This is a genomic window from Gammaproteobacteria bacterium (genome assembly GCA_016716465.1).
Taxonomy (GTDB): Bacteria; Pseudomonadota; Gammaproteobacteria; order SZUA-140; family SZUA-140; genus JADJWH01.
Window position 1 is genome coordinate 116,764 of sequence record JADJWH010000001.1, and the last position, 18,953, is coordinate 135,716.

At 58.3% G+C, this 18,953-nt stretch carries 19 protein-coding genes; 16 read left to right on the forward strand and 3 right to left on the reverse strand.

Annotated elements, in window-relative coordinates; genetic code table 11:
* Positions 1–13: 13 nt before the first annotated feature.
* Positions 14–1,063, reverse strand: coding sequence for a formylglycine-generating enzyme family protein (locus tag IPM20_00560; GenBank protein ID MBK9130122.1), 1,050 nt, complete (start codon positions 1,061–1,063; stop codon positions 14–16).
* A gap of 603 nt (positions 1,064–1,666) precedes the next feature.
* Between IPM20_00560 and IPM20_00565 the strand changes: the two genes are divergently transcribed.
* The 6 genes from IPM20_00565 to IPM20_00590 all read left to right on the forward strand — a co-directional run bounded on the left by IPM20_00565 (position 1,667) and on the right by IPM20_00590 (position 4,753).
* Complete coding sequence (locus IPM20_00565; GenBank protein ID MBK9130123.1) at positions 1,667–2,227, forward strand: glycine zipper 2TM domain-containing protein; 561 nt, start codon at positions 1,667–1,669, stop codon at positions 2,225–2,227.
* A 29-nt stretch (positions 2,228–2,256) separates the two neighbouring features.
* Positions 2,257–3,012 carry a hypothetical protein gene (locus tag IPM20_00570; protein ID MBK9130124.1) on the forward strand — a complete coding sequence of 252 codons (756 nt, stop codon included), beginning with the start codon at positions 2,257–2,259 and terminating at the stop codon, positions 3,010–3,012.
* 299 nt (positions 3,013–3,311) lie between these two features.
* Positions 3,312–3,641, forward strand: coding sequence for a type II toxin-antitoxin system RelE/ParE family toxin (locus IPM20_00575; GenBank protein MBK9130125.1), 330 nt, complete (start codon positions 3,312–3,314; stop codon positions 3,639–3,641).
* Positions 3,642–3,646: 5 nt separating this feature from the next.
* Positions 3,647–3,970: a transcriptional regulator gene (locus IPM20_00580; GenBank protein ID MBK9130126.1), complete on the forward strand. Its 324-nt coding sequence runs from the start codon at positions 3,647–3,649 to the stop codon at positions 3,968–3,970.
* Between the two features lie 188 nt (positions 3,971–4,158).
* Complete coding sequence (locus tag IPM20_00585) at positions 4,159–4,437, forward strand: type II toxin-antitoxin system RelE/ParE family toxin (GenBank protein MBK9130127.1); 279 nt, start codon at positions 4,159–4,161, stop codon at positions 4,435–4,437.
* A gap of 10 nt (positions 4,438–4,447) precedes the next feature.
* Positions 4,448–4,753 (forward strand): HigA family addiction module antidote protein, encoded by a 306-nt coding sequence (locus IPM20_00590; protein MBK9130128.1) that lies wholly within the window; start codon positions 4,448–4,450, stop codon positions 4,751–4,753.
* A gap of 193 nt (positions 4,754–4,946) precedes the next feature.
* Here the strand turns inward: IPM20_00590 and IPM20_00595 are convergent, their stop codons facing one another.
* The gene (locus tag IPM20_00595) at positions 4,947–5,210 is read right to left on the reverse strand and encodes a BrnA antitoxin family protein (GenBank protein MBK9130129.1); all 264 of its coding nucleotides are present in this window, start codon (positions 5,208–5,210) and stop codon (positions 4,947–4,949) included.
* Complete coding sequence (locus IPM20_00600) at positions 5,197–5,475, reverse strand: BrnT family toxin (protein MBK9130130.1); 279 nt, start codon at positions 5,473–5,475, stop codon at positions 5,197–5,199. Before IPM20_00600 ends, IPM20_00595 begins: the two co-directional genes overlap by 14 nt.
* Positions 5,476–5,860: 385 nt before the next feature.
* Between IPM20_00600 and IPM20_00605 the strand changes: the two genes are divergently transcribed.
* From IPM20_00605 to IPM20_00650, 10 genes are all read left to right on the forward strand, one after another.
* A complete protein-coding gene (locus IPM20_00605; GenBank protein MBK9130131.1) occupies positions 5,861–6,139 on the forward strand; it encodes a DUF2384 domain-containing protein in 279 nt (92 codons plus the stop codon).
* The gene (locus IPM20_00610) at positions 6,140–6,886 is read left to right on the forward strand and encodes an RES family NAD+ phosphorylase (protein ID MBK9130132.1); all 747 of its coding nucleotides are present in this window, start codon (positions 6,140–6,142) and stop codon (positions 6,884–6,886) included.
* A gap of 338 nt (positions 6,887–7,224) precedes the next feature.
* Entirely contained in the window at positions 7,225–10,104 is a 2,880-nt protein-coding gene (locus IPM20_00615; protein ID MBK9130133.1) for a DEAD/DEAH box helicase family protein, read from the forward strand.
* Between the two features lie 172 nt (positions 10,105–10,276).
* Complete coding sequence (locus IPM20_00620) at positions 10,277–10,825, forward strand: ORF6N domain-containing protein (GenBank protein ID MBK9130134.1); 549 nt, start codon at positions 10,277–10,279, stop codon at positions 10,823–10,825.
* A 67-nt stretch (positions 10,826–10,892) separates the two neighbouring features.
* The gene (locus tag IPM20_00625; protein ID MBK9130135.1) at positions 10,893–12,302 is read left to right on the forward strand and encodes a restriction endonuclease subunit S; all 1,410 of its coding nucleotides are present in this window, start codon (positions 10,893–10,895) and stop codon (positions 12,300–12,302) included.
* On the forward strand, positions 12,295–12,819 hold the full coding sequence (locus IPM20_00630) for a hypothetical protein (GenBank protein ID MBK9130136.1): 525 nt from the start codon (positions 12,295–12,297) through the stop codon (positions 12,817–12,819). The genes IPM20_00625 and IPM20_00630 overlap by 8 nt, the downstream gene beginning before the upstream one ends.
* A 5-nt stretch (positions 12,820–12,824) precedes the next feature.
* Positions 12,825–13,634 (forward strand): hypothetical protein, encoded by an 810-nt coding sequence (locus IPM20_00635; GenBank protein MBK9130137.1) that lies wholly within the window; start codon positions 12,825–12,827, stop codon positions 13,632–13,634.
* Positions 13,635–13,672: 38 nt separating this feature from the next.
* A complete protein-coding gene (locus IPM20_00640; protein MBK9130138.1) occupies positions 13,673–15,562 on the forward strand; it encodes a DUF262 domain-containing protein in 1,890 nt (629 codons plus the stop codon).
* A 52-nt stretch (positions 15,563–15,614) separates the two neighbouring features.
* Positions 15,615–17,105, forward strand: coding sequence for an SAM-dependent DNA methyltransferase (locus tag IPM20_00645; protein MBK9130139.1), 1,491 nt, complete (start codon positions 15,615–15,617; stop codon positions 17,103–17,105).
* Between the two features lie 142 nt (positions 17,106–17,247).
* Positions 17,248–18,945 carry an alkaline phosphatase family protein gene (locus tag IPM20_00650; protein ID MBK9130140.1) on the forward strand — a complete coding sequence of 566 codons (1,698 nt, stop codon included), beginning with the start codon at positions 17,248–17,250 and terminating at the stop codon, positions 18,943–18,945.
* Positions 18,946–18,953: the final 8 nt, after the last annotated feature.

Here is an 18,953-nt window from a genome sequence, read left to right on the forward strand (position 1 = left end):
ATCTTCTCCCTCCTCAGTGCGCGTCCTTCGCGCAGCGGAAACCGAAGCTGTTGTTCTTCGTCGTCTTCAGGAAAAACGAGCGGTTGAAACTCGGCGCCGAGATGCCGCACTTGTAGAACGAGCAGTCCCACCACGAGCCGCCCTTCAGCGTCTTGTAGTGTTCGCCGTAGTTCTCGTTCGGATGCGTGTTGCCCGGATAGGCGCGATACCACGACTCCGTCCATTCCCACACATTCCCCGTCATGTCATAGAGCCCGTAGGCGCTCACGCCTTCGGCGAAGGCGCCGACCGGGCTGGTGTCGCCCTCGCGCTGCTGCGAGTTCCAGTACAGCGGCGTGTTCGCGCGCGTCATGCCGAACCCATCGCCCCAGGGATACCGTCGCGCATCGGTCCCGCGCGCGGCCTTCTCCCATTCCTCGTCGGTCGGCAGGCGCTTGCCCGCCCACTCGCAATAGTCATGTGCGTCGTTCCAGGTCACGCCGACGACCGGGTGATCGACCTTGCCCGCCGGCCAGGTACGGTTCTCGAACTGCGGCGGCGAACGGTGCCGGGTCGCATCCATGAAGGCCTTGTACTGGCCGTTGGTCACCTCGTACATGTCGATGTCGTAGGCCGGCAGGTCGACGATATGCGCAGGGCCCTCGTCGGGCAGCCGTTCATCGGTGCCCATCGTGAACGGACCGGCGGGGATGTGCACCATCTCGTTCGGATGCGTGCCGATGCGCGTGTGCTCGTAATAGAGCGGCACCCGCATGCCCGGCAGCAGTTCGGTACTGTCGAGCGCGGGCCGCGGCTTGAGCGCCGCCGCATCGAGCGGTTTCTCCGTCGGTTCGGCATCGAGCGCCTGCGTGAACGCGGGCGCGCTATCCTCCGCCAGATCCTGCTCCGCCGAGTGACAGCTCACGCAGGCCGGACCCGCCGTCACGGTCACCGGCGGTGCGGCGTGGCAGCGACCGCACTTCGAAAGGTCCACCGCGACGGCCGCCCGCGACATGAGCACCGCGAGCGCAAGGCATAGAACCCCGCTGTATCGCCGTACACGGCGCGAGGATGTGGTTGTCATGGAGTTCCCTTACGTGTCGCACTCATTCCGCTATCGCTGCGGATTCACGGGAAGCGTGCAAAAGACTGGTCACACGTTACCAAAGTGCCCCCGCGATTGCCAGCCCGCCGGCACAGGGAGGGATTGCAGCGGTTTCCGGCCAAATATGCACAAAAAGTGTAAGAACAAATACGAAACAGCTGTCGGGGGACGGATTTGAAATCCGTCCTCATTCTCACGACGAATCTGTCGTCCCACGGCAAATCTTCGCTCTTCCCGGCGCGATCCCGCATCGTAGCCCGGATGGAGCGCAGCGGAATCCGGGGGATTCGGTCCGTTATCCCCGGATGCCGGTGCTTCGCACCTTTATCCGGGCTACGAAATAGCTGGCGTCTATTCACAGTTGTTGGGCAACTGTTGTTGGGGGACAGATTTGAAATCTGTCCCCCTCAAGCGCATCCCTGTGCCGGTCCTCATGTGTAAACAAACCTTTACACACCGCATGACGAATTTCCCAGGCGTGCCCCCGGTCCAATCCTGAAACGACCCTGGCAATCGCACCCGTTCAGCGCCGGTTCAGCTTGCGGCGGGTACAGTGACGGCGAATCCCCACAGGAGGCGGCCATGACAGCAGGCAGACGTTACGGCAGAGGTCTCGTGATCCTCGCGCTTGGCACTACGGTAGCGGCCTGCGCCTCGACGCCGGTGGCGCGCACCGTCGCCGCGCCCGCGCCACGGCCGCCGCCCACGCAAGTCTATTACTATCCACTGCACGAGCAGGGCGCCGCGCAGCAGGACCGTGACCGCTACGAATGCTATCTGTGGGCGAAAAAGCAGACCGGCTTCGATCCCAGCGCGCCGCAGCTCGCGCCGCACCAGCGTCTCGAAGTCGTGCCCGACGCGGCGCCCGGCCATGACACCGCCGTCGGCGCGGTGACCGGCGCGCTGCTCGGTTCGATGGTCGCGGGACCGCATGACGCTGGCGGAGGGGCCGTGGCCGGCGCGGTCGCGGGCGCGATGATCGGCGCCTCGTCCGACACCGCACGCGCCGAGGAGGCGCGGGGCCTGCAGTCGCGTCTCGACCACCAGACGGCCGAACGCCAGGCCGCCGTGGAACGCGAGGCGAGCGAATATCGTCGTGCCATGACGGCATGTCTCGAAGGCCGCGGCTACAGCGTGCGCTGAGCCACGCCACCCGAAAGAGGAGGGGAACCATGAAACGCAACGCAGCCACCCATGCCATCGCCGCGCTGATACTTGCCGTCCTGATCACCCCGGCCTGGGCCGACCGCTATGGCAATGGCAACGACGGGCGCGACGGCGGACGGCATAACGGTCCGCCCGCAATGAACGCGCCGCGCGATTTTCGCGGCCAGGACAACCATGACCGCCGCTACTACGAGGACCGTGGTTACCGCTACGACGAGCGCTACGGCCACAACCGCTATTACCCGCCGCGCGGCTACGTCGCACCGACCCTGCCGCGCTATTACCGCGTGATCCCGTATCGCGGCATCCGTTACTACTACAACGCCGGCATCTGGTATCGCCACGGCGGCGTCGGCTTCACCGTCATCGTGCCGCCGCTCGGCATCATCGTACCGGCCCTGCCGCCGTACTACACCACGCTCTATGTCGACTCGACGCCGTATTATTACGCCGACGGCGTCTACTACGTCTGGCGCCGCAATGCGCCGGGCTATGAAGTGGTCGCGGCCCCCGACGACAGCCGGATCGACGCGGACGCGAGCCTGCCCGAGGAACTGTACATCTATCCGAAGGAGGGGCAGGGCGAGCAACAGCAGGCCGACGACCGCTTCGAGTGCCACCAGTGGTCCGTCGACCAGACCGGCTACGACCCCAGCCAGCCCGGCGGCAACGTCCCCGCCGACGAGCACACCGACAAGCGCGAACAGTACCTGCGCGCCATGACCGCCTGCCTCGAAGGCCGCGGCTACAGCGTCAAGTAAGCTATGGCTAAGGGGACAGATTTGAAATCTGTCCCCGGGTGAACCTATGGGGACGGACTTTCAGTCCGTCCCCGTTCCCGGGGTGTAGTGCGGCCCCGCATCGTAGCCCGGATGGAGCGCAGCGAAATCCGGGAATACAGGCCCTGCATCCCCGGATGCCGGTGCTTCGCACCTTTATCCGGGCTACGAAACAGCTATTGGGGGACAGATTTGAAATCTGTCCCCATTCCCGCATCGTCCCCCTTCCCGCAGCCCCCCCTCCCATATTGACAAAGGTAACCTAAGAGTTACCATAAGGCATGTCGACACGGAAGGTCGTCGAATATCTGGGGCAGGATGGCTCCGCACCGTTCTCCGACTGGTTCATGCGGCTTGATCCCTATGTCGCCGCCAGGGTGACGACAGCGCTGTATCGCCTGGAGCAGGGCAATCTCTCGCATGTGAAACCGGTCGGGCAGTGGGTGACGGAATACCGGATCGACTTCGGGCCGGGTTACCGCGTCTACTTCGGGCAGGATGGAAGCGTATTGATCATTCTGCTCGGTGGCGGCAGCAAGAAAGGCCAGAGTGCCGACATCCGGTTAGCTCAACAACGCTGGCGCGACTACAAATCGCGCAAGAAAGAGTAAGGTCCATGCCGATCACACGGAAATTCCGCACCACGATCTGGCAGCGCGCCCAGAGCGACACACGCTTTCGCACCTCGATGCTCAAAGAGGCCGTCAACGAACTTCTCGCGGGGGATCTTGCAGCCGGCAAGGCCATGCTGCGCGACTACGTCAACGCCACACTCACCTTCGATGAACTCGCCAAGGCGACCGGAAAGCCCAGCAAGAGCCTCCAGCGCATGCTCGGACCGCGCGGCAATCCCACCGCGGAGAGCCTGTTCGCCATCCTCAAGGCGCTGCAGGACCACGAACAAATCCAGCTCGCGGTGACTTCCCGGCGTGCGGCATAAACACTTAACCGGGGGACAGATTTCAAATCTGTCCCCCTTCCTGCGGATTCCATACAACACTTGCTGGCTAATTCAAACGTCTTGGTCACAACAAGGATTCGAGTATCTATACTGGCACTCGATATGGCGCCAGGGAGTGGCGCCATGCTGTTTGACATATTACGCGTGGCGTAATAGTCTGGAGGCCGATGATTCGAACATTCCGCGACCGCGAGGTCGAGGCGCTGTTCCATGATCAGGAGGTGCCGCGGTTCCGGGCGATCGAGCGGGTCGCGCGCCGCAAGCTCCTGTATCTGAGCCAGGCAAAGCGACTCCAGGATCTTCGAGTCCCGCCGGGCAACCGGTTTGAGGTGCTGAAAGGCGATCGCAACGGGCAGTACAGCATCCGCGTCAACGACCAGTGGAGGATCTGTTTCCGCTGGGAGGATGGCGACGCATTCGATGTCGAGATCGTGGATTACCATTGAGAGAGCGAGCATGGCCACCAAGCAAAAATCCCTGGAGCCCATCCACCCCGGCGAGATCCTGCTGGAGGAATTCATGCGGCCGCTCGATATCAGCATCAACCGCCTCGCGCGCGACATCGCCGTGCCGCCAGGCCGCATCAGCGCGATCGTCAACGGCAACCGCGCCATCAGCGCCGACACCGCCCTGCGCCTCGGCCGCTACTTCAGCGTCTCGCCCGAAACATGGATGGGATTGCAGGCGGACTACGACCTGCGCCTGGCCCAGCGCACCGTCGGCGCCGAGGTGGAGCGGCGCGTGCACCCCTACGCCGCCTGATTGCCCTTTGCCCTCGCTGCCACGGGGACAGATTTGATCTGTCCCTGGGTGAACCGACGGGGACGGACTTCCAGTCCGTCCCCATGCCAGCACGCCATCCATGCAAGGGGGACAGATTTGAAATCTGTCCCCCTTCCCGCAAATCTGCACTCCTTTCCGCGCCCAATCCGTCCCACTCATCTCTACGCGGGAATTACATGTTCCTTCTCATGTACTCACGCAGGACTTCATTGATCTTGGACTGATACTTCTCGTTTTGTGTCTTGAACCAGGCCAGCACATCCGCGTCGAGGCGCAGGCTCACGGCCTTCTTGACCGGGCGATAGAAGCGGCCGCGCACGGCTTCGTCCCAGTCGCGCACCTCGGGGATGTCGTCGGTGGCGATCTTCGCGTCCGGCATACGCTTGAGGGCGTCGATCTCCGCTTTTCGCTTTGCCGGTGGCTTAGTCTTGCTCATACTGTCTCCGTTCGTGCGCGGTGGCTTTTCGCGCCGAGATGATCCGAATGACTTCCTCGCCCTCGTGTTCGAATGCCGTGTGACTCACCAGCAACAGGACACCCTCGACCCTGCCTAGGGTGTGCCAGCGCTGTTCGCTGCCGGCGATCCGATCCAGCCGGCTCAGCGCGAGCGGGTCGTCGAACACCTCCTGCGCCAGCTCAAAGCTGACGCCGTGCTTGAGCCGGTTCGCGCGGTTTTTGTTCTCATCCCATGAGAAGTGCATACGGCAATTCCGTTTGCCTGTATGCATGGAATTGTATATACAAAATTGTCTGCGTCAATTCGGGGCACACAAAGACATGGGGGACAGATTTGAAATCTGTCCCCCTGCCCGCGAATCTGCCTCCTTTCCCCCGGATGCCGGTGCGCTGCACCTCTATCCGGGCTACAATTACCCCTCGAATCCGCTGTAAAAACCCGCCCCCCTCCAGATCGCTCCGTTTTCGCGCCTCTCCAGCCTAATTTTCTGTGCAATATGCACGATAGTAGTGTATAGTGTGCCCTATGCGCAGAAGGAGCCCCTCCCCGTGAAACCCGCCACCGCCGCCACCCCCGACAAGGCGGACGTCCTCAACGAGGCGCTGGTCAATGCCGGCCGGTATCTCGGCATGAGCCAGGTCGAGCTGGGCGCCATCGTCGGCAAGGACCGCACCGCCATCAGCCGCGGCCGTGTCGATCCCGACAGCAAGGCGGGCGAACTCGCGCTGCTGTTCATCCGCTGCTACCGCGCCTTGTACACGCTGACCGGCGGCGAGCCCGAACAGATGGCGCACTGGATGCGCACCGAAAACCGCCACACCGGCGGCGTCCCGGCCGAGCAGGTCAAGACCGTGCAGGGACTGATCACCGTGCTCGAATACCTCGACGCCATCCGGGGAAAACTCTGAATGACCGACTGGAACGGCGTGCTCGCCGCCGCGCCGCCCGTCCCGCTCGCGGGCGCGCTGCAGCGCCTGGTGGAAAGCCAGGAGCAGGTCGCCACCAACCAACTAGTCGCCTCGCTCGCGCGCCAGTCCGTGCTGGAAGAAATGATCGAGGCCACCAAGCCGCCGCAGCGGCGGGGCACTGAGGCGCTGCATTACCTGCTGTCCACGCCGTTCCGCTATCCGCCGCTGAAATTCGGCTCCCGCTTTGGCCGGCGCAGCGAGCCCAGCCTGTTCTACGGCTCGCGCGAGACGCGCACGGCGCTGGCCGAGGCGGCCTATTACCGCTTCGTCTTCTGGTACGGCATGACCGTGCCGCCGCCGGGCAAGCTCGACACCCAGCACACGCTGTTCGGCGCCGACTATAAAACCGAACGCGGCCTGCAACTGCAGCACGCACCCTTCGCCGAGCACGCCGCGCAACTCACCCACGCCAGCGACTACACCGGCAGCCAGGCGCTGGGTGCCGCGATGCGCGAGGCCGGCATCGAGGCCTTCGAATACACCTCCGCCCGCGACCCCGAACACGGCATCAACGTCGCGCTGTTCACGCCCGCCGCGCTGGCCAGCCCCCGGCCGCAGTTCCAGGACGCCTGGCTGTGCGAACTCACTGCCGCCCACGTCCGCTTCAACGCCGTCCACAGCCCGGCGGGCTACGACTTCCCGGTGGAAGTGTTCCGCGTAAACGGTTCACTCCCCTGGCCGGGCTGACCGCAGCCGCTGACCGGGGACAGACTTCACCCACGTTAGGGGACAGACTTCCAGTCTGTCCCCTTTAAGAGCGCGTCAGGGGACAGATTTCAAATCTGTCCCCAACCCAGAGCCGCCCGCATCGTAGCCCGGATAAAGCGCAGCGGCATCCGGGAAATCCAGAGCCGGCATCCCCGGATGCCGGTGCTCCGCACCTCTATCCGGGCTACGAAGCACTTCTCGGGGGACAGGTCACCCCTAACCCATAGTCCTACGACCTTCGTCGTAGTATGTGGGACTCTATATATATGTGTTAGCATCCCCCTCTAACCTCATAAGAACAAACGACATATAAGAACGTGTCCACGCCGGAGCAATATGCACGCGAAACCATCGACCGCCTGCTGACGCAGGCCGGCTGGAACGTGTGTAATACAAGTGCGGCAAATATCACCGCGCATCGCGGCGTGGCGATCCGCGAGTTTCCGCTGAAGTCGGGACACGGCGAGGCGGACTATCTGCTCTACGTCGACGGCAAGGCCGCCGGTGTTATTGAGGCCAAGAAGGAAGGCGTGACGCTGACCGGCGTCGAGACGCAATCCGCCAAATACACGCAGGGACTCCCCGACGGACTGCCCGCCTGGCGCAAACCATTGCCGTTTGCGTACCAGTCCACCGGCGTCGAAACCCGCTTCACCAACGGCCTCGACCCCCAGCCGCGTTCACGCCCGGTGTTCGCCTTTCATAAACCTGATCATCTCGCCCACTTAATCGAAGAAGCAGAAGAATTCAAAAAAATCTCGAGAGAGCAGGGGGATGACGCAGCTTATTTGAGAGCAGCCGAGGCTAGACCTACTGATTACATCAGTCGTGGCGCGACATTTCTTGATCGAATGAAAATCATGCCGCCTTTGGCAGATAAGCTCTGGCCACCAAAACCCAAGGCCATTGATAATATCGAGCGCTCGTTGCGTGAGAACCGTCCTCGAGCATTGGTACAGATGGCGACAGGTTCCGGAAAAACCTTGCTCGCTATTGTGTTGGCCTACCGCCTATTAAAGTTTACTGGTGCCCGGCGCATCCTGTTTCTCGTCGACCGCGGCAACCTCGGCGACCAGACGCTGAAGGAATTCCAGCAATACGCCTCGCCCTACAACAACTTCAAGTTCACCGAGGAGTACATCGTCCAGCGCCTGCAAGGCAACACCCTGGACACTACCGCGCGCGTCTGCATCTGCACCATCCAGCGCATGTACTCCATGTTGAAGGGCAGGGAACTGCCCGAAGACCTGGAAGAGGAATCGGTCGGCCAACTCGGCGGCCTGTTCAAACAGCCCGAGCCCATCGAATACAACCCGAATATCCCGATAGAGACCTTCGACATCATCGTCACCGACGAATGCCACCGCTCCATCTACAACCTCTGGGCGCAGGTGCTGGAGTACTTCGACGCCTACCTCATCGGCCTCACCGCCACGCCCGGCAAGCAGACCTTCGGCTTCTTCAACCAGAACCTGGTGATGGAATACAACCACGAAATGGCCGTAGCCGACGGCGTTAACGTCAACTACGATGTCTACCGCATCCGCACCGCCATCACCGAACAGGGCTCCAAGGTAGAGGCCGGCTACTCGGTTCAGATCCAGGAACGCGAGACCCGCAAGAAGCGCTGGGAACAGCTCGACGACGACTTCAGCTACGATCCCAACCAGCTCGACCGCGACGTGGTCGCCCCGGACCAGATCCGCAAGATCATCCAGACCTTCCGCGACAGGTTGTTCACTGAGATCTTCCCCGGCCGCGAGTGGGTGCCCAAGACCCTCATCTTCGCCAAGGACGACGCCCACGCCGAGAACATCGTCGAGATCGTGCGCGAGGAATTCGGCAAGGGCAACGACTTCGCCCAGAAGATCACCTATCGCACCACCGGCGCGAAACCGAAAGACCTCATCAATGAATTCCGCACCAGCCCCATGCCGCGCATCGCCGTCACTGTGGACATGATCGCCACCGGCACCGACATCAAGGCGGTGGAGGTCGTCATGTTCATGCGCGCCGTCAAATCCCGCGCCTTCTTTGAGCAGATGAAAGGCCGCGGCGTGCGCGTCATCAAGCCCGACGACCTGCAAAGCGTCACCCCCGACGCCCGGGCCAAGGACCACTTCGTCATCGTCGATGCCGTCGGCGTCTGCGAGCAGGACAAGACCGACTCGCGCCCCATGGAGCAGAAGCCCACCGTCAGCTTCGAAAAGCTCATGCAGGCCGTGGCCTTCGGCAACACCGAAGACGAGGTGCTCTCCTCGCTTGCAGGAAGATTGGCCCGCATGGAACACCGCATGACCGCGGAGGACGACCGGCAGGTTCGCGCCCTCGCCGGGGGCTTGAGCATCAGGCAGCTCAGCCACCGCATCATCGCCGCCCTCGACCCGGACCGCCACATCGAACAGGCGAAGGCGGATCTGGGCATCGCTCCCGGTATGGATGCGCCCATCCCGGAACCAGCCTTGGCCGCCGCCCGGGACAAGGTCATACAGGCCGCCATCAAGCCATTCTACGACCCCAAACTGCGCGAGACCATCGACACCATCAAGAAGAAAAACGAGGTCGTCATCGACACCGTGAGCGCGGACCAGATCCTGGAGGCCGGCTTCTCGCAAGACGCGCTCGACCGCGCCCAAGGCATGGTCCAGTCCTTCGAGCAGTTCATCCGGCATCACAAGGACGAGATCACCGCCCTGCAGGTACTCTACAGCCGGCCCTACAAGCAGCGCCTGAACCTTGAAGCGGTGCAAGAGCTCGCCGACGCCATCGAAAAGCCGCCGTACCTGTGGAACGAATCTCAACTCTGGAACGCCTATGCCGCCTTGGAAAAATCCAAAGTCAAAGGCGCCAGCGGCAAACGCATCCTTACCGACCTCGTTTCGCTGGTGCGCTACGCCATCCACCAGGACAACGAACTCATCCCGTTCCCCGAGCGCGTCGATGCCAATTTCAAGGCATGGCTCGCCACCCAGATTCGTCATTCCCGCGCAAGCGGGAATCCAGAGCCTTTTTCACCTGAACAAATCCGCTGGCTCGAAATGATCCGCGACCACATCGCCGCCAACCTCGGCATCGATCCGGACGACTTCAACTACGCGCCGTTCATCCAGCAGGGCGGACTCGGCAAGGTTCATCAACTGTTCGGCGACAGGCTGAACGCCATTATTGATGACCTGAACGAGACCTTGGCCGCATGAGCCAGCATCAAAGGGGTAGCCTGCTGCCAATAGCGCGTCATTCCCGCGAAAGCGGGAATCCAGTATTTATGACGTATAGTAATGGCCCGGTGGTCGCAATTTGCGGCCGCCTCATTTTCACTAATCGGAGAATCGGAACAGGGAGACAACAGAATCATCCAGGGAGGGAAACATGGAAAGCGGCAAGGATGCCATTCCGGGTGGGCAGATCGAAGACCGGATTTATACCGTGCGCAGCAAGCGGGTCATGCTGGATGCCGATCTGGCCAGGCTGTACGGTGTCACCACCAAGCGGCTGAATGAACAGGTTCGACGCAATGCGGATCGTTTTCCCGAGGACTTTGCGTTTAAACTGACGGATCAGGAAGTTACAAACTTGAAGTCGCAAATTGCGACCTCAAGTGAGGCGTCTCGCGGACATGGCGGGCGACGTTATCAGCCGTGGGTCTTCACCGAGCACGGCGCCATAATGGCGGCCTCCGTGCTCAATACGCCCCGGGCGGTCGAGGTCAGCGTGTTCGTGGTCCGCGCCTTCGTAAAGCTGCGGGAGCTGTCCGCGACCCACAAGGAGCTTGGTCAGAAACTGGACGAACTGGAGCGCAAGGTCTCGGGGCACGACCAGGCCATCGCGGGGCTGATCAATGCCATCCGGGAGCTGATGACGCCGCCGGAGCCGAAGAAGAAACGGCCTATCGGTTTCGGTCAGTGGGATGAAAAGTGATGAACACGATAATTGAAGAATTGCCCGCCTGGGCCGGTACGGCAGGCAGGAACGAGACTTTGGTGGCATGAAGCTAAACAACAACGATCTCCAGTCATTCGAAGAACTACCACAGGGGTGGGCTGTCACCACTCTCGGAAAAATACTGCCGCTAACATATGGAAAGGCACTGAAGAAAGAGACCCGCGATGGGTCTGGCAGCGTGCCTGTGTATGGTTCGAGCGGGCGAGTTGGTGTGCACTCAAATGCGCTCACTAAAAAGCCAGCTCTTATAGTTGGCCGGAAGGGCTCAGTAGGCGAGGTATATCACTCGCCGGTTCCGTGCTGGCCGATCGACACAGTGTACTTTGCGGAAGAGTCCGAGGATGGTGACCTTAAATACTTCGAGTACCTACTAAAGGGTCTGAGACTCTCAAAGCTCGATAAATCTACGGCCGTACCAGGATTGAGCCGTGACGACTACAACGCTGTCGAAGTGGCAATCGCACCCCTCGACCAACAAAAACGCATCGTCGCGGAAATCGAAAAACAATTCTCCCGCCTCGACGAAGGCGTCGCCAACCTCAAGCGCGTCAAGGCCAACCTCAAGCGCTACAAAGCCGCCGTCCTCAAAGCCGCTGTCGAAGGCCGCCTCGTCGAAACCGAAGCCGAACTCGCCCGCCGCGAAGGCCGCAGCTACGAAACCGGCGAACAACTTCTGCAACGCATCCTCGAAACCCGCCGCAGTCAGTGGCAAGGCAAGGGCAAATACAAAGAACCCACAGCGCCCAACACCACTGATCTTCCTGGACTGCCGGAAGGATGGGTGTGGGCAACATTAAATCAGATCGGCCAAGAGGGTCGCCCAATAATCTATGGGATCATCAAGCCCGGGCCACACGATCCAAACGGTGTACCTTACGTGCGTGTAACTGAGATGAAAGATGGCTTTATCGATCTAGAAAACCTTAGACGAGTGACGCCGGCGCGAGCTGCGAAGTTTGCTAGGGCTACCTTGGCACCCGGAGACGTACTGATCTCCAAAGACGGGACCATCGGACGTGTTGCTGTCGTTCCATCTCAGCTAGCTGGTGGAAACATTACTCAGCATGTTATGCGGGCACCTATTAATGAGCTGATGTGCAGAGACTACGTGGTATGGGCAATTCGATCTGACTCTTGCCAGAAATGGTTGACTGGGGAGACGAAGGGAGTCGCTCTGCGCGGAGTTAATGTCGAAGATTTTCGTCGACTTCCCATTCCGGTTCCGCCAGTTAGTGAGCAAGAGCGAATTCTTGCCGAAGTCGGCCGTCGCCTCACCATTCTCCACGAAACAGAGGCCCAGGTGGATTCCAACTTGATGCGTGCCGAGAACACGCGGAAATCGATGCTTGGAAAGGCATTTTCCGGTGGACTCGTGACCGATCTGCAAGAAGTGACAGGACGAGTAGACGGTAGGGGGCGCGTACTGAAAACGAAAGGAGAAACACATGACTGATAAGAAACTTACGCTTGGCCAGGCCATCGATCAGATAATTGCTGCTCTGGAAGCGCTTGAGCCTGACTCCCGAATCAACGCCATTGCTGCGGCGAGTGCCCACCTAAATCTCAAGATAGCCCCGGAGACACCGGCTCACGTTGCGGCCACTCAAACGATGGTTCAGGCAGTACCTGCTGTTGGACAATCTGTACACGCGCATCGCGAAGGAAAGGTTGACATTCGTTCACTCAAGCAAGAGAAGAATCCTGATTCTGCAAAACAAATGGCATGCGTCGTTGCCTATTACCTGCAAGAGTTAGCGCCAGAGGACGAGAGAAAAAATACAATCTCAGCTCAAGACTTAGAAAAATATTTCAAGCAGGCGAACTTCAAGTTGCCAAAGGCCATGGCTCAAGTGTTAGTGGACGCAAAAAAGTCCGGGTACTTCGAGGGAGGTACGCGTGGGGAGTACAAGCTTAATGCAGTTGGCTATAACCTCGTTGCCCATGGCCTTCCGACCAAGAAGGCTTCTTAAAACTCATGGCGCAGATTCTTCAAGCCTTTATTCAGGAAGTAGACAATGCCCGAAAGGGCCTGAACAAGGTAAAAGGTCAGCAGCTCCACTCGCAAAAAGAGCGGGATGGATTGCGTTCACTCGTTGAGCGTTACTTTAATGAAGTAAGGCCCTCAGTGGTGAGCGAGCAAGAACAAAGCGATGCAATTCGGCACGTCGACACAGATATGCAAGAATTGCTCGCTCTGTGCCACAAGCGTGGTAGAGCCAAGAGTTATCAACAGTTGCTAGCTAACGCGAAATCAGGCCTCATAACCGTTGATGCCCAAGTTGTATCTTCTACTGCGCTTGCTACAAACCAGCAAAAGTTGGAGGTAGTTGATTTGCAGATACTTGGCACTCTTCAATCAATAGTGCCTTCAGCGGCGATTTCATATCAGCAGGCTATCTCCGATCTACAGGGTGCTTCCAGGTTGTCGTGGCGCGGTCCAGCAACTGATCTGCGTGAGGCGCTTAGGGAGACGCTGGATTATTTGGCGCCTGATGAAGATGTAAAGGGGATGCATGGATATAAGGCAGAGCCAAACACAAACGGGCCAACCATGAAACAAAAGGTTCGCTTCGTGATGAAGAATCGCGGTGCATCAAGGGTGGCTTCGGGTCCGGCGGAGTCAGCCATAGACGGGGTTGAGGAATCGCTCGGTACATTTGTCAGAAGCGTGTATACACGTTCGAGTGTCTCAACACATACGCCAACGGATAAGACAGAGGTCCTGCGTGTGCGCGATTTTGTACGTGTGGTGTTAGTTGAATTACTGGAAATTCATTCTGCTTGATGAACTGACAAAGTCGGTCGCCAAGGGGAGATCTAAATATGAAATCAGAAACAATCGCGGTACTTCAGCTGTATCAGGATAGACGGCAATATCGTGTACCGTTCTACCAGCGTGCATACGTATGGAATAGGGAGGATCAGTGGGAGCGCCTCTGGGCAGACATACAGGATAAGGCAGAAGGAAGAATATCCGGATCGCAACCTACCCCGCACTTCTTGGGAGCTGCCGTTCTAGAGCCACAACAGCGTCGAGGCCTGTTGGGTGTCGAGGCGTTGCATATTATTGATGGTCAACAACGCCTCACGACCCTTCAATATGTATTGGCTGCATTGGCAATTGTTCTCCGTGGCTCGGGTCCAGCTGCGTTATTGTCACTGGTCGAAGGTTGCCTAACAAATCCAAACAGCGAAACGATGGAGCAACCGGACACAGAGGTATTCAAAGTCTGGCCGACGTTTCGCGATCGATCCACATACAAGGTTGCTATGCTGGCACGCGATAAGTCAGAGCTGCGCGAAGCGTTTCCGGACAGCTTCACTCAAGTCGGTGGGCTCAGAAAGATTGGTATTGACCATCCTCCGGCACTGGAGGCTATTTGGTACTTCAATGAGCAAATGACTCAGTGGATCGATCAGGAAAATGGGGCGCACCGAGCAGAACGTATAACCGCGATAGTTGAGGCAGTACTAAAAGACCTTAATATGGTGACGATTTCCTTGGGAGAGGACGACGATGCGCAAGTTATCTTTGAGACGCTTAATGGACATGGTGCGCAGCTTCACGCAACCGACTTGATACGCAACTTCGTTTTTATGCGTGCGGATCGCGAGGGCGCGAACGCAGGCCAGCTGTATGACGCACTATGGAGCCCTTTTGAAAGCACCTTTTGGTCAGAAGAGCAGCGCCGTGGTCGGCTCAAGAGACCTCGGCTTGAGTGGTTTATACAAACTGCTTTACAGGCAGCGTTAGGAGAAGAGGTCGATGTCGGCCGACTATACGTCGGATACCGGCGCTTTGCTGTCGGTCGTACGACGCCAGTTTCTGCAAGCGATCAATTGCGCATTCTGAATGAGTACTCCGAGCACTATCGGCAGCTAGTGAGTGGTTCAGGTGATACGCCAATTGCAAGATTCGGTCGGCAGGTGGCAGCTTGGGACGCCTCGACTATGCACCCGCTTGCGCTTGCAGTGGCCATGTCTGGATGTCCTGAAAAAGAACAGGCGGCTATGTACGCGGATATTGAGTCTTACTTAGTTCGCAGAGCAGTCTGTGGATTGACGACAAAGAACTACAACAAGGTATTTATCCAACAGCTCAAGAATATCGCGAGCGAAGAGCTGAAGCCTGCTGTGTTGAGAAAAGCGCTGGCAGGATTGCAGGGAGAGGCGTCCAGATGGCCACGCGAAGATGAGTTTCGAAAATCATGGCTTGAGGCGGCAATGTATCCAGGGCGGCTTGACGCAGTACGAACGAAATCAATACTGGCATCGCTCGAACGAAAGATGCGATCTTCGAGAACAGAAGAGCCACTTATTCTTGCTATTGAGACTTTGGATGTTGATCATATTCTGCCCAGTAGTTGGTTGGAGCATTGGCCACTGGAAGATGGAACTCTTGTAACGAGGGAAGAGCTTGAGAAGTCCGCGCTGGATGTGTTTCTCGAAACAGCACCTAACAAACGGAGTTCTGCAATCCAAAGGCGCGAAAGCGCAAAAGTGCGTATCGGTAATCTCACGCTATTGCATTATGGGGTTAACAGAGGTCTCCAGAACCAAGGGATTGATCGTAAGCGAGAGGCTCTGTTTGCAGAATCAAATCTCCACCTTAATCGAAAACTTATGCGTGCCCATGAATGGAACGAGGACTCGATTGACCAAAGAGGTCGAGAACTATTCGAGTTCGCGCGTGAACTGTGGCAAGGGCCATAGCTGAACGAAAAATCGTTCAAATTTAGCTAAGAGATCAAAGAAGACGTATTGAATGAACACAACAACTATCGTCCAAAAACTCTGGAACTACTGCAACGTCCTGCGCGACGACGGCATGTCATACGGCGACTATGTCGAGCAGCTCACCTATCTGCTGTTCCTTAAGATGGCTGACGAGCGCACCAAGTCGCCGTATAACCAGAAGAGCCCGGTACCTTCGACGTACAGTTGGCCGAGCCTCATTAAGAAAGACGGCGACGAGCTGTTCGACCACTACCGCCACACGCTGGAGTCACTGGGCAACCAGAAGGGCTTGCTCGGACTGATCTTCAACAAGTCGCAGAACAAGTTCCAGGACCCGGCCAAGTTGCGGCGGCTGGTGGTCGATCTCATCGACAGGGAAGAGTGGGTGTCGATGAGCGCCGACGTGAAGGGCGATGCCTACGAAGGCCTGCTGGAGAAGAACGCCCAGGACACCAAGTCCGGCGCCGGCCAGTACTTCACCCCGCGTCCGCTGATCCAGGCCATTGTGGATGTCATGGCCCCGAAGCCCGGCGAGACCGTGTCAGATCCGGCTTGCGGCACCGGCGGCTTTCTGCTCGCGGCGCACGACTATGTGGTGAGGCACAATCCCAACCTGACCAAGCCGCAGAAGACCCGGCTCAAGGAGGAGACTTTCAAGGGCTGGGAGCTGGTGCAGGCCACGGCGCGGCTGTGCGCCATGAACATGCTGTTGCATGGCATCGGCAGCCAGGACTTCGAGCCCATCGTGGTTGCCGACGCGCTGGCCGCCGACCCCGGCGATCGCTTCGACCTGGTGCTCACCAATCCGCCCTTCGGCAAGAAGAGCAGCACCACCATCGTGGGCGAGGAAGGCAAGGTCAGCAAAGAGCGCGACATCGTCGAGCGCGGCGACTTCTGGACCACCACCTCGAACAAACAGCTCAATTTCGTTCAGCACGTCAAAACCCTGCTCAGGCAGAACGGCCGTGCCGCCGTGGTCGTGCCCGACAACGTGCTATTCGAAGGCGGCGCCGGCGAAACCATCCGCCGCAAGCTCCTGCACGAGTGCGACGTCCACACCCTGTTGCGCCTGCCCACCGGCCTGTTCTACGCCCAGGGCGTGAAGGCGAACGTGCTGTTCTTCGACAAGAAGCCCGCGTCGGAGACGCCTTGGACCAAGAAACTTTGGATCTACGACCTTCGTACAAACATGCACTTTACGCTTAAGACCAATCCACTACGACGTGAAGATCTGGACGAGTTCGTGAAGTGCTATAACCCGGAGAACCGCCATAGCCACAAGGCGACCTGGTCGGAGAAGAACCCCGACGGCCGCTGGCGTGCCTATACCTATGATGAGATTGCTGCCCGAGACAAGGTCAGTCTCGATATCTTCTGGCTCAGGGACGAAAGCCTGTCTGATTCCGACAACCTGCCGGAACCGGATGTGATCGCGCGGGAGATCGTGGAGGATCTGGAAGCGGCGCTGGAGCAGTTCAGAGAGATAGCCTCCGACATGGGAGCGCCGGATGCAGCTTAAGGTCTAATCGCAGGTTTTTAGGGTCGGAAACAATTTTTCTTTGCTAATTGCTAACTTAAGGCTTAATACCAAAGTTATATAGCCGGGAGGAGTTAAAAGGTTTATCTAGTAACTGCTAACAGATCGAGCAGGGGAAATAATAATGAAAAATTCCTTTGTTTATAAGAATGATCGTCCATGGCCGAATCCGAGGCTCAAGCATGCCGCGATTGTCGGGCATACTACCGACGCAACGGCGAAAATATGGTTCCGCACGGCCGCGCCCGGTGATTTCATTCTGTTGCTGTATCCTGCTGAGAGCGACCCTGAGCAACGTATCTTTAAGGGGTTTAAGGCTGTTCCTTACAGCCGGCTGAACACTCTCCCGTCACATGTTCAAAAGATTCCGTTCTCGGTAAAAGACTATCGGAGTGATTCCACGGTGGTGATCACCGTGGATAACTTGTCACCGCTGGTTGAATATTGCTATGCCTTGTACGGCGAGGAAAATGGCGTAGCGAGAATCCTGATCGGTCAAGATCGAGTTTACCGGTTTCGAACATTGCCTGCCGGAGCATCATCGCACTCCTTCGCATTTTATTCCTGCCATATGCCCTATCAGCATTCGATATTCGGGGGGACGAATGTCGTCAACATGGAAATGTGGAGCGTATTTAATGAAGTTCTAGACCGGCATCGCCAGCAGGACTTGCGTTTCGTCATAGGAGGGGGCGATCAGGTGTACGCTGACGGCGTACAGACGCTGGACATCTGGAAGTATCTCAATGCCGTCATGACTAAAAACAGGAACGTTTTATTGCCGAGCAAGGATGAAATGGTCAGTTGGTATCGCGATATCTATCGCGGCTACTGGGGATTTTCCGCGGTAAAGGATGCCTTTTCCAGTTATCCGACCTACATGATATGGGACGATCATGAACTCAAGGACGGTTGGGGGTCCGATATCCTGAAAGCGAAGGGTCGGGATGACCTGTATGAGATTTTTAATCGTAGCAAGGTCAGGAAGGCGAAGCTTTCCAGGGGGGACTGCCTGGAGCTTCTGGATCGTATGCGACAGGCGGCTTTTCAGGTCTATGAAGAGTACCAGCACTCCCACAATCCGGATACGCCGCCAGGACAATATGACTATGCGATCAGCAGTGGTTGTTATTCCGTGTATTTTCTCGACGGGCGTGGCCGGCGCGACGTCAATAAGGGCGCCATGCGTATATTGGGGCCGGAACAGATGCGCCGCTTCGAGGCATGGTTGCAGCAATTGGATCCGGCAATAACCAAGTATGTGTTTGTCGTCACAGCCGTTCCGGTACTGCACATGATGCCGGTCCTTGTCAATGCGGACGATAGCGTACTGGCCGATATGGCAGATCTGCAGGACGACCTTCGTGACGCCTGGGAGCATAACAAACACAACGCTGAACGCCGTGCCCTGCTGAAGGCGCTGTTCGGGGCCGCCAGGCGAGGGTTAAGAGTCTCGATCCTTAGCGGCGATGTGCATACCTCGGCCGTATTCAGAATGGTAGACAAGGATCAGGGGGCGGTAATTTATCAATTGACATCCAGTGCGATTACCTACAACAAGCCCAGGATGCTTGGTTGGATATTGGGCAATACGGTGCCGGACGAAGGTAAGTCCGAAGATGGGTATCGCTTCGAGCGGCTGGCGCTGTATACGGACAGCAACTTTTCCGTCGTGCGTATGGATCCTGTGGCGGACGAGGTGACCTTCCAGCTATACGGCAAGCAGAAGGTTGCTCACCCGGACTCGGGGAAAGGCAAGGAGGATAAACCGATTACACACTCCATTGCAAAGATAAAGCTCGATTTTTCTGTGCGGCGCTGATGTGGTCG